This window comes from Actinocorallia lasiicapitis, assembly GCF_054778695.1.
This window is the reverse complement of record NZ_BAAGZI010000225.1, coordinates 1-9,498: the sequence shown is the minus strand read 5'-3', so window position 1 is coordinate 9,498 and position 9,498 is coordinate 1. Positions and strand designations below refer to the sequence as shown.

Annotated in this window: 13 protein-coding genes; 8 read left to right on the top strand and 5 right to left on the bottom strand. The window is 68.5% G+C overall.

The window, feature by feature from the left end; translation table 11 throughout:
- Positions 1-137 precede the first annotated feature (137 nt).
- Both ACYVE7_RS22100 and ACYVE7_RS22095 read right to left on the bottom strand, forming a co-directional pair.
- A complete protein-coding gene (locus ACYVE7_RS22100) occupies positions 138-443 on the bottom strand; it encodes a hypothetical protein (RefSeq protein ID WP_460366898.1) in 306 nt (101 codons plus the stop codon).
- A gap of 8 nt (positions 444-451) precedes the next feature.
- On the bottom strand, positions 452-1,189 hold the full coding sequence (locus ACYVE7_RS22095; RefSeq protein ID WP_460366897.1) for a DUF459 domain-containing protein: 738 nt from the start codon (positions 1,187-1,189) through the stop codon (positions 452-454).
- A gap of 231 nt (positions 1,190-1,420) precedes the next feature.
- Here ACYVE7_RS22095 and ACYVE7_RS22090 point away from each other — a divergent pair, with 231 nt between their 5' ends.
- From ACYVE7_RS22090 to ACYVE7_RS22060, 7 genes are all read left to right on the top strand, one after another.
- Entirely contained in the window at positions 1,421-2,644 is a 1,224-nt protein-coding gene (locus tag ACYVE7_RS22090) for a glycosyltransferase (RefSeq protein WP_460366896.1), read from the top strand.
- A 12-nt stretch (positions 2,645-2,656) separates the two neighbouring features.
- Positions 2,657-3,778, top strand: coding sequence for an arylsulfotransferase family protein (locus tag ACYVE7_RS22085; protein WP_460366895.1), 1,122 nt, complete (start codon positions 2,657-2,659; stop codon positions 3,776-3,778).
- A gap of 146 nt (positions 3,779-3,924) precedes the next feature.
- Positions 3,925-4,098 (top strand): hypothetical protein, encoded by a 174-nt coding sequence (locus ACYVE7_RS22080; RefSeq protein WP_460366894.1) that lies wholly within the window; start codon positions 3,925-3,927, stop codon positions 4,096-4,098.
- 33 nt (positions 4,099-4,131) lie between these two features.
- Entirely contained in the window at positions 4,132-5,007 is an 876-nt protein-coding gene (locus ACYVE7_RS22075; RefSeq protein ID WP_460366893.1) for a YihY/virulence factor BrkB family protein, read from the top strand.
- A gap of 62 nt (positions 5,008-5,069) precedes the next feature.
- Positions 5,070-5,273: a hypothetical protein gene (locus ACYVE7_RS22070; protein ID WP_460366892.1), complete on the top strand. Its 204-nt coding sequence runs from the start codon at positions 5,070-5,072 to the stop codon at positions 5,271-5,273.
- Complete coding sequence (locus ACYVE7_RS22065) at positions 5,270-5,581, top strand: type II toxin-antitoxin system PemK/MazF family toxin (protein WP_460366891.1); 312 nt, start codon at positions 5,270-5,272, stop codon at positions 5,579-5,581. The genes ACYVE7_RS22070 and ACYVE7_RS22065 overlap by 4 nt, the downstream gene beginning before the upstream one ends.
- 225 nt (positions 5,582-5,806) lie before the next feature.
- On the top strand, positions 5,807-6,736 hold the full coding sequence (locus ACYVE7_RS22060; RefSeq protein WP_460366890.1) for a hypothetical protein: 930 nt from the start codon (positions 5,807-5,809) through the stop codon (positions 6,734-6,736).
- A gap of 19 nt (positions 6,737-6,755) precedes the next feature.
- Here ACYVE7_RS22060 and ACYVE7_RS22055 read toward each other — a convergent pair whose 3' ends face one another.
- Positions 6,756-7,478, bottom strand: a complete 723-nt coding sequence (locus tag ACYVE7_RS22055; protein ID WP_460366889.1) for a hypothetical protein — start codon at positions 7,476-7,478, stop codon at positions 6,756-6,758.
- Between the two features lie 159 nt (positions 7,479-7,637).
- Positions 7,638-8,354, bottom strand: coding sequence for a hypothetical protein (locus ACYVE7_RS22050; RefSeq protein WP_460366888.1), 717 nt, complete (start codon positions 8,352-8,354; stop codon positions 7,638-7,640).
- A gap of 141 nt (positions 8,355-8,495) precedes the next feature.
- Here ACYVE7_RS22050 and ACYVE7_RS22045 point away from each other — a divergent pair, with 141 nt between their 5' ends.
- Positions 8,496-8,852, top strand: coding sequence for a group I truncated hemoglobin (locus ACYVE7_RS22045; protein WP_460366887.1), 357 nt, complete (start codon positions 8,496-8,498; stop codon positions 8,850-8,852).
- Positions 8,853-8,897: 45 nt separating this feature from the next.
- Here the strand turns inward: ACYVE7_RS22045 and ACYVE7_RS22040 are convergent, their stop codons facing one another.
- Positions 8,898-9,353, bottom strand: coding sequence for a hypothetical protein (locus ACYVE7_RS22040; RefSeq protein ID WP_460366886.1), 456 nt, complete (start codon positions 9,351-9,353; stop codon positions 8,898-8,900).
- Positions 9,354-9,498: the final 145 nt, after the last annotated feature.

Here is a 9,498-nt window from a genome sequence, read left to right as displayed (position 1 = left end):
GCCCGGCGTCGGCCTGCGCGGAGACCGCTCCGCCCGCCGGAGCGGAGGAGCCCTGCCCGGCGCAGGCGGTGGTCAGGAAGGCGAGCGCGGCCAGCGCCGCGCCCGCTTTCGTCACCTTCATGGCAGCCATCCCCGGCCTAGGCGTCGAACATGACGTGGCGCGTGACGTGCCCGAACATCCCCGCCGGGATCGAACCGAGCTCGCGCTTGCACTTGCCGCCCTTGTAGTAGCGGACGGTCTTGTCGGTCGTGTTGACCGCGTAGAACGGCGCCTCGACCCCGACGAGGGCGTAGCAGTGTCCGGGCACCGGGTCGGTGAGGATGTGCGACTGGACCCCGGTGGAGGTGTCGCTCCACCGGAACGTGCCGGTGGCGGCCGAAGCGGGCTGCGGCACGGCACAGGTGGCGATCACGGCGGCGGCGATGACGAGTCTGATCTTCATGGTTCTCCTCAGGTGAACATGGTGTTGAGAATCCAGCGGGCGATACGCCCCCTGGCCGGGACCGTCAGATGGACGGTCTCGTCGTAGACGTCGACCCCGTCGAGCACCTCGGGGCAGCCGTCGTCGTTGCAGAGCTGGCCGCGCAGATCGAGCAGATGGACGCCGCGTCCGGCCCACGCCGTCGCGGCGGTCCGCAGGATCTCGTTCATGGCGGGCGCCCACGCCCCCCAGCCCTTGTGGCCGACCATCCGGGAGTTGACCAGGTAGACGGGGGTCGATCCGGTGGTGAGGATGGTGAGCGCCTGGTCGAGACGGTGCTCGAACACCTTCCGGTAGGCGGGCTGGCCGAGGTTCCCGGCCGGTGCGCCCGGCTCGATCTGCTGGGGCGAGGCGTCCCAGTGGGCGACCATCAGCACCACGGCGTCCGGCCGGTCCCGCATGTACGACGGCCACTTGCGCGGCCACTCCCGGCAGGCGGGCGGTGTGCCCTCCGACGTCGGCAGCAGGATTCCGCAGCCGCCGAGCCCCCCGTTGACGATCGTGCTGTGCTCGCCTGCGGTCTCCTGCATCCCGTTGGCGAACGATCCCGCCCACGAGTCACCGACGACCAGGACCTTCTTGCCGTGGACGGCCGGTGCGAGCGCCGTCGCGCCCAACGGCGGGACGGCGTGGCCGTAGACCGGTTCCCCCGGATCGGTGCCGGCGTGCGCGGTCCCGGTGAACGGGATCGCCAGCGCGGCGAGCACGGCAGCGGTCCGGAGCGTGGCTCTCCTCAAAACTTCCCCCACATGGCTCTGGGCTCGGGCGAGGGCCATCATCCGATGATCCAGCGGAGCGTGATCGGTCGGACACGCCCAGTTGTCGAGTTCTGACGGAGCGCCGTCCGGTTTTCCTCTAGGGCAAGGGCTTGGCAAGGTTCTTCGGCGTCCGCCCGTCGCACCGCGCCCCACGGGCCTTCCGGGGCGAGGATGCCGACCGTGCAGGTGATTTCGGAGTCGGTCTCGGTCCCCGTCCAGGGGCGTATGAAGCTCGCCACGGTGGACATCGCGATCCCCGTGCTCAATGAGGAGCGTGCGCTGAGCGGCTGCGTGCGGACACTGCACGCGTTCCTCTCCGCATCGTTCCCGCTGCCATGGCAGGTGACGATCGTCGACAACGGCAGCACCGACGAGACCTGGCCGATCGCCCAGCGGCTCGCCGCCGAACTCGACGGCGTGACGGCCCGCAGGCTCGACGTGCGCGGCAAGGGCGCCGCCGTCCGGGCCGCCTGGTGCGAGAGCGAAGCCGACATCGTCGCCTACATGGACGTCGACCTGTCGACCGACCTCGGGGCGCTGCTCCCGCTGATCGCGCCGCTGGCCAGCGGCCACTCCAGCGTCGCGATCGGCACCCGGCTCGCGGGCGGGTCGCAGACCAGCCGCGGGTTCAAACGCGAGGCGCTGTCGCGCGGCTACAACGGCCTGCTCAAGCACGTGTTCCAGGCCCGTTTCTCCGACGCGGCCTGCGGCTTCAAAGCGGCGCGCGCGTCGGTGGCCCGCGAACTGCTCAGCAAGGTCGAGGACGACGGCTGGTTCTTCGACACCGAGCTGCTGCTGATCGCCGAGCACAACGGGCTGCGCGTCCACGAGGTGCCCGTCGACTGGATCGAGGACCTCGACTCCAAGGTGAAGGTCGGGGCGACCGTCCGGCACAATCTGCGCGGACTGGTCAGGACGACCCGGCGGATCTCCGCGGGGGAGACGGACGTCGCGCTGCCGCCCCGCCCGCGGCCCGCGCCCGCCCACCCCGACGCCGTCGTCCGGACGCCCCGCTCGTCGACCCTGCTGAAACTGACCGCGTTCGTCCTCATCGGGATCGCCTCGACCGTCGCGCACGCCGGCATCTACCTACTGCTGCGCTCCTGGTGGGCGCCCGAACTGGCGAACCTCGCCGCGCTGACCCTCACCGGGCTCGCCAACACCGAGGCCAACCGCCGCTGGACCTTCGCCTCCAAGGACGCCCGCAGGGTCCGCGCCCATTTCCGGGCCGGTTCGCTGTTCCTGCTGAACTACTGCGTCACCTCGGGCGCCGTCCTGGCCCTCGCCCCCGCCGCCGATCCCCATGCCGAGACCGTCGCGCTGCTGCTGGCCTCGGCCGTGGTCACCCTGCTCCGCTACATCGCCCTCGACCGCTGGGTCTTCCCGGTCAGGCGTCCCGCTTAGGAGAAGAGAACCGTGCTTCATCTGGTCATGGCCGTCGCGCTCGCGCTGTCACCGGCGACGGGGGCGCGTGCCGCCGAGGAGAACCCGCTCACCGTCACCGTGCGGGAGCCGGGGATCGCGCCCGGCCTGCTGTTCATCGGCGAGAAGGGCGAGCGGACCCCGCACACCGTCCGGATCGTCAACGACGAGGGCAGGTCGGTCTGGTCGCAGGAACTGCCGCCGGAAGAGGAGGCTTTCGACTTCCGGCAGCAGACCTACCAGGGCAAGCCGGTGCTGACCTGGTGGCAGGGCGGCTACAACGGCAACGGCTGGGGCACCGGCATCGGCGTCATCGCCGGGCTCGACCACCACATCATCGCGACCGTCCACGCCGAGGAGGGCACCCGGCTCGACGGCCACGAGTTCCTGCTGACGCCCGAGGGCACCGCGCTCGTCATCACCTACCCCGAGCACCGCGCCGACATGACCTCGATCGGCGGGCCCGCCGACGGCAGGCTCGTCGACGGCGTGGTCCACGAGATCGACGTCGCGACCGGCAAGACCCTCATGAAGTGGAGCGCGCTCGACCACGCGACCATCGCCGACAGCTACGGCTGGATCTCACCGAACACGACCGGCGCCTACGACTTCGCGCACATCAACTCGGTCGGCCTCGACACCGACGGCGACCTGCTGATCTCGATGCGGAACCTGTCGTCGGTGTTCAAGGTGGACCGGCACACCGGCGCCGTGAAATGGCGGCTCGGCGGCAAGCGGAACGACTTCACGTTCGGGCCCGGCGCGTCGTTCAACTACCAGCACGACGCCAGGGCGACCGCGCCCGGCATCGTCCACGTCTTCGACAACGAGAACGCCTACCCCGAGACGACCGCCGAGTCCGTCGCCAAATGGCTGAAGGTCGACCCGGTCGCCAAGACCGTCGAGCTGGTCCGCGAGATCCGGCACCCGGCGCCCATCGCGGCGGCGTACGCGGGCAACGTCCAGGAACTGCCCAACGGCAACACCCTGATCAGCTGGGGCCACAAGGGGCGGATCTCGGAGTTCGACCCGACCGGGAAACTGCTGTTCGACGCCGCGCTCGGCGCCGGTTACAACACCTACCGCACCTACCGGATGCCCGTCGCGGGGCTCTGACCCGGCGCTCGTCGCGCCCCGGCCCCCTGAGGGGGTCGGGGCTTTCGTGTGCCCGGCGAGATTTCCTCAGGGAAAGTCGCGTCATAGCGCGCCTATCGCGGCGTCTGGGACGAGAGATCGCGATGAGGGGCGAGATGGATCGACACATGGTCATTTACGCGTTCGAACCGGATCGCGACGGGCTCGACGGCCGCTGGACCGCCCGCTGCGCGTCACCGGTCTGCGCGTGGTCGCTCGCCTGCGAGTGGGGGCCTTATGGCGACATCGTCGAGCTCGCCGCGTTCTATCTTGAGGCGGCCGCGCATGAGCGGGACGCCTGATTTGGTGAGGTTCGCCGGGTTACGCTGGCCCGGATGATGCGCAGGATCCTCGACGAATGCCGCCAGGACAATCTGGGTGACCGGGCCGCCGCCCTCACCTACTACACGCTGCTCTCCTTCTTCCCCGGGCTGCTGGTGCTGCTGTCGGTGCTCGGCGCGGTCGGGCCGTCGGCGACGGAGCCGCTGCTCCGCAACCTCCGCCATCTTTCGCCGGGGCCGACCCGCGATCTGGTCACCCAGATGCTGACCGACCTGCAGGAACAGCATGTGGCGACGGGCGTCGTGGGGTTCGTGGGCGTCGTCTGGGCGGCTTCGGGGTACGCGGCGGCGTTCATCCGGGCGATGAACGCGGTCTACGACGTGCCCGAAGGGCGGCCGCTGAAGTATCTGCTGCCGTTGCGGCTCGGGCTGACCGTCCTGACGTTGGGGCTGCTCACGGCCGTCACCGTGATGGTCGTGCTGAGCGGGCGGCTGGCCGAGCGGGCGGGGGCGGCGATCGGGGAGCGTTCCGCGGCCGTCACGGCCTGGGAGTGGGGGCGGTGGCCGCTGCTGATGCTGCTGGTCGGCCTGCTGGTGGCGCTGCTGTACTGGGCGGCGCCCAACGCGAAGCAGCCGTTCCGGTGGGGGACGCACGGCGGCCTCGTCGCGGTCGCCGTCTGGGTGGCGGGCTCCGCGGCTTTCGCCTTCTACTCCGAGCACGCCAGCTCCTACCACCGCGTCTACGGCAGCCTCGCCGCCTTCGCGATCTTCCTGGTCTGGCTCTGGCTCTCCAACCTAGCCATCCTCCTGGGCGCCGAGATCAACGCCGAAGTCGAACGCCAACGCGCCATCACCGCAGGCCACCCCCCCGACCAGGAGCCCTACCTCCCCCTCCGCTCCACCCGAGAAGCCCACAACGACACCCTCTGACGGCCACGGGTTCGTGGGATCGGACAGTGGATGCTGTTCAACATTTGTTGTACATTCGTTCCATGGCGTCCATCGGCTTCCGCGCCACTGAGCGCGACAAGGAAATCCTTAGAACCGTCTCCAATCCGGGCGAATCCATCAGCGATGTCATCCGGAGGGCTCTCCTGCTGCTCGAACGGGAACACTGGCATGCTCAGGCGCAACGGGACGCCGACCGTATCGTGGCCAGCGGGGAAGATCTCAACGCGGAGCCTGATGCCTGGTGATCCGGGGAGCGGTCTACAAAGTCAGCCTCGGCGACGCCAAGCGTGGGTCCGAGCAGCGCGGCAACCGGTTGGGATTGGTTCTGAGTCGTACCGACTGGACCATGGTCACCGTGGTCCCCACCTCGACCAGCGCACAGGACTCCGTCTTCCGGCCCCGAATGGAGATCGCCGGCAGATCCACCCTCCTGCTCGTCGACCAGATCCGATCACTGGACATCCAGTACCTCGTCGGCGACCCGGTCGACTACCTGGACCGTCTCGACATGGGACAACTCGAAAACGCCGTCCGCGCCTACCTGGGCCTCTAATTTCGGCGGCTGAATGCGGCTGTCCGGAATGTCGATCACGCGGTGGAGTGGGGGCTCCACCGCAGGTCATGTGCGGTTGCGGGATGGTCTATGTGGGCGGCGTCACAGTGGGACGGATGGGTGGGGGTGGTGGGGAGGGGTGGGCCCAATTCGGGTTTCGGTCGGGCCTAAATGGGGCGGAAGCGTGGTTTGGATCGGTGTAATGGTTGATGAACGGTCGCGTTCATGGTTGTCTCCCCGGACGTGATCAAGGTCTCGGCCAGCCACCCCCTGGAGAGTTCGATGAACAAGCCTCTGCGCAGACGCGCCGCCGCTGCGGCGTTCCTTGCCGCTGCCGGAACCGTCGCGGTGACGGGACAGGCGCCCGCCGCGCTCGCCGCCGCCGGACCGCTCTCGCCCGCCCTCACCTATGACGACTGCCCGGCCCTTCCGGCGGACCTCCCCGCCGCCGAGACGTACTGCAGCGTCATCGTCATCACCGGCGGACGACTCAAGATCGGCAAGATCGATCAGGAGATCACCAGCCCGATCAAGCTGACCTTCCTCGGCTACTCCGACGCGATGGGGACGACGAACATCTCGATCTACCGGCCGCTGAAGAGCGACCCGATCAGGATCAAGGGCGGTCTGTTCGGCGTCACCGGCAGCGACTTCCTGCCGGTCCTGCAGATTCACGCCAAGCCCGTGGCCGTCGGCGACCCCGTGTTCCTGCCGCCGAGCGGCGCCTTCCTGGCGATGGGCCTCAAGCTCAAGGTGCAGAACCTGCTGGTCGGCGACGACTGCACGATCGGCTCCGACGCCGACCCGCTGAAACTGAACGTCGGCTGGGAGGCCACCAACCCGCCCGCCCCCAACACCCCGATCACCGGCGAGGCCCCGGCGATGCACCCCGACGACCCCACCGTCATCACCGCGACGGTCGTCGACAACTCCTTCGCCGTCCCGCAGGCTTCGAACTGCGGCCCGTTCGCCCTGTTCAACCCGATCGTCGACTACCGCGCCGGCACCCCCTCCGCCGCCGGCACCAACACGGCCGTCTTCGACATCCAGTGGGGCAACCGCACCTACTCCGAACTCGGCACCCCCACCAAGTCCCTGAAGCCCACCACCGTGAAGAAACTCCACAAGCATTTCTTCTCCCGCATCCTCCCCTGACCACCCCCCGCTTGAGACGTCAGTCCGCTTCGCGGACCGCGGCGACGAGGTCCTTGAGGTTCTGGTACCTGCTGATGTCGTGCCTGAGGTCCTGCCGCTGAGTCTTGTTGTCGGCCTCGTCCTGTTCCGCGAGGGGAGTGACGAGGCCGTCCGGGCCCTCGACCGTCAGACCGCCGGAGGGGTGGATCACGCAGTAGAACCGCTTGTCCTCCTCACGCGGAGCGGGGGCTCCGGGCTTGGGCTTCGTCCCCTTGGGAAGTTCGCCCATCCAGTTGAGGAACCAGAGAGCCCGGCCCTGGGGGAGCGAGCTCTTCAGCGCGGTGACCACCTCGGGAGAGCCGACGATCGGGCTGCCGGGCAGCTCGACGACGATCTCCTTGAGCCCCGGCGCGGGCCGGCCCTTGATGATCTCGACGTTCTTGAGGACGATCCCGATCATGGGTTGTGCGTTGTTACCCTCGCCGATCGTCCGGGTGGAGCGGACGTCCGCCACCTCGGCGAGTGCGACCAGCCGCGCCTTCTTCGTGGCGTCCGGCAGACCTGCGGGCGCACGGTGCCAGCGCGCGCCTTCGAGCCGGAACTTGGCGAAGAAGCCCGCGCCGTCGGAAGCGGTCGCGGCCGACACCTCAACGGCCGGGCTCCGCGGCGCGGAATCCCGCCCGCACCCCGCCACGGCGATCGCGACCGCCGCACCCACCGCGCTCGCCCGCCCGATGAAGAATCCAACCCGAATGCCGTTCATCTACCTCATCCGTGCTGTCCGATGTCGTGAGCGTCGAGGAACCGCGGGATAAGGGGCCAGTGCCATTGCCGGTCATGCACGCCATCGCCGTGATGCCGTAGTCCTGCGGAGGTTCGTGGGGTCGTCTGGTAGACGTTCGCGGGGGGCTCGCGCGTTGCTTCAGCGGAGCTTGATGGTGGGGGTGGTTTTGCGGAGGGGCATGGTGAAGTAGTCGCCGAGGTACTTGACGGACCAGGTGCCGGTGGTGGTGGGTTTCACGTGTTTGCGGTAGGTGCCGTTGGCGTTGGTTGAGGTGGAGGTCTTGTAGGTCCACGTTTTGGTGCCGGGTTTGCGGAAGTAGATGCGGAGGCGGGCGAAGGGGTGGGGGGTGTACATGCCGTACTCGTTCATGGCGCGGAGCCTGCCTGTGAGGGTGAGGCGGGCGTTTTTTCGGAGTTTGCGGGTTGACGGCTTTGCGGTGAGGGTGGTGCCGGAGCGGGTGTTGAAGATGCCGGGCGGGCCGGTCATGAACTCGCCTGTTCCGCCCTGCAGGGACGAGCTGAAGTACTCGGTTCTGATCAGCCAGACGCCGACTCTGTCGATCGAGCTGAGCTTGAAGGTGTGGGAGTAGATCCGGTCGCCGTCGGGGTCCTTGAGGGGGCCGCTGATCCGTGCGGTGTCGTCGGGGCCTTCGAGGTCGATCGTCGCGAATGCGGCGGACGGGTCGGTGAGTCGGACTTTCACCGTGAATCGGCTGTATCTGTCCGGCCAGAGGCCGACCACGGCGCCGTCGCCGACGATGATCGTGTCGGCTGGAGCCGTTCGCGCCTCGGCGGGAGCGGCGCTGATCAGACCGGCGCCGACCATGACGGCGACCGCCGCGAACCTTGACCGCATCGCGACTCCTCGCCCGTCTTCTGCCGCCACGCTAGCCAGGGCGGGACGGGATCTCCACCGTGAGAGCGTTGCCGGAAGTGGCCCAAAACAACGCAAAAGGTTTCTTTTGGAGATCGTTCGCGCATGGTACGAATGATGATCATGGCCACCATTTATGAATCGATCGGCGGCGAAGCGGCTCTGACGGCCGTCGTCGACGACTTCTACGCGCGCGTGCTCGCCGACCCCGAACTCCAGGGATTCTTCGGCTCAGTGGACCTCAACCGGCTCAAAGGCAGGCAGATCGAGTTCTTCGGCGCCGCACTCGGCGGGCCGATGACCTACAGCGGAGCCCCGATGGACACCGCGCACTCCGGGCTCGGCATCAGCAGCGCGCATTTCGCGGCGGTCGCCGGACATCTGTCCGCGGCGCTGTCGGACGCGGGCGTGCCCGCCGAGACCGTCACGACCATCCTGGGCGCGATCTCGCCGCTCGCCGACCAGATCATCACCGCCTGACGCAGTGAAGGCCCGGAATCGCGCCGATTCCGGGCCATCGTGTCATCAGCCGCAGTTGCCCCACTTGCCGGTGCGGCCGCCGACGGCCTTGTTGATCTCGTTCTTGCTCCAGAGGATCGCCTGGTACTTCACACAGTGCTTGCCGGCCTTGAGGGCGACGGGACCGCCCCAGTACTTGACGCTCTCGTCGATGGCGCTGCTGTAGGGCGAGCCGCCCTTCACCCAGAGCGTCACCCGGGACCGGGTGGAAACACCCTTGTAGACGCTCTTGATCACGGTGACGCAGTTCTTCTTCGTCTTCTTGCTGTACGTCAGGTAGACCGTCCCCCAGACGCCGCCGTCGCTGCCCTTCACCTTGCTGGACGCGATGACGTTGTACCCGGAGCCGCAGTACACGGCGGCGCTGGCGGCGGAGGACGGGGCGAGCGCGACGACGGTGGCGGCGACGGCGACCGCGGACGCGGCGAGGACGCGCTGGGCGACGGGGAGCTGAAAACGCATCGGACATCCCTCTCTCAATACGGACATGACCCTTATCCGGTAAACGATCATGCCATGGCCGTCGGGCCGTCCGTCAGCGCAGGAGCGCCCGGTAGCGGGCGAGCAGTTCGGCGGCGACGGCCGGCCACGCGTACCGGCGTGCTCC

Bases quoted from the DNA above. Each gene is read 5' to 3' on its own strand.
- ACYVE7_RS22060 (WP_460366890.1), top strand. From the start codon at position 5,807: ATGGTTGTCTCCCCGGACGTGATCAAGGTCTCGGCCAGCCACCCCCTG.
- ACYVE7_RS22075 (WP_460366893.1), top strand. From the start codon at position 4,132: ATGATGCGCAGGATCCTCGACGAATGCCGCCAGGACAATCTGGGTGAC.
- ACYVE7_RS22040 (WP_460366886.1), bottom strand. From the start codon at position 9,353: ATGCGTTTTCAGCTCCCCGTCGCCCAGCGCGTCCTCGCCGCGTCCGCG.
- ACYVE7_RS22045 (WP_460366887.1), top strand. From the start codon at position 8,496: ATGGCCACCATTTATGAATCGATCGGCGGCGAAGCGGCTCTGACGGCC.
- ACYVE7_RS22070 (WP_460366892.1), top strand. From the start codon at position 5,070: ATGGCGTCCATCGGCTTCCGCGCCACTGAGCGCGACAAGGAAATCCTT.
- ACYVE7_RS22080 (WP_460366894.1), top strand. From the start codon at position 3,925: ATGGTCATTTACGCGTTCGAACCGGATCGCGACGGGCTCGACGGCCGC.
- ACYVE7_RS22055 (WP_460366889.1), bottom strand. From the start codon at position 7,478: ATGAACGGCATTCGGGTTGGATTCTTCATCGGGCGGGCGAGCGCGGTG.
- ACYVE7_RS22100 (WP_460366898.1), bottom strand. From the start codon at position 443: ATGAAGATCAGACTCGTCATCGCCGCCGCCGTGATCGCCACCTGTGCC.
- ACYVE7_RS22050 (WP_460366888.1), bottom strand. From the start codon at position 8,354: ATGCGGTCAAGGTTCGCGGCGGTCGCCGTCATGGTCGGCGCCGGTCTG.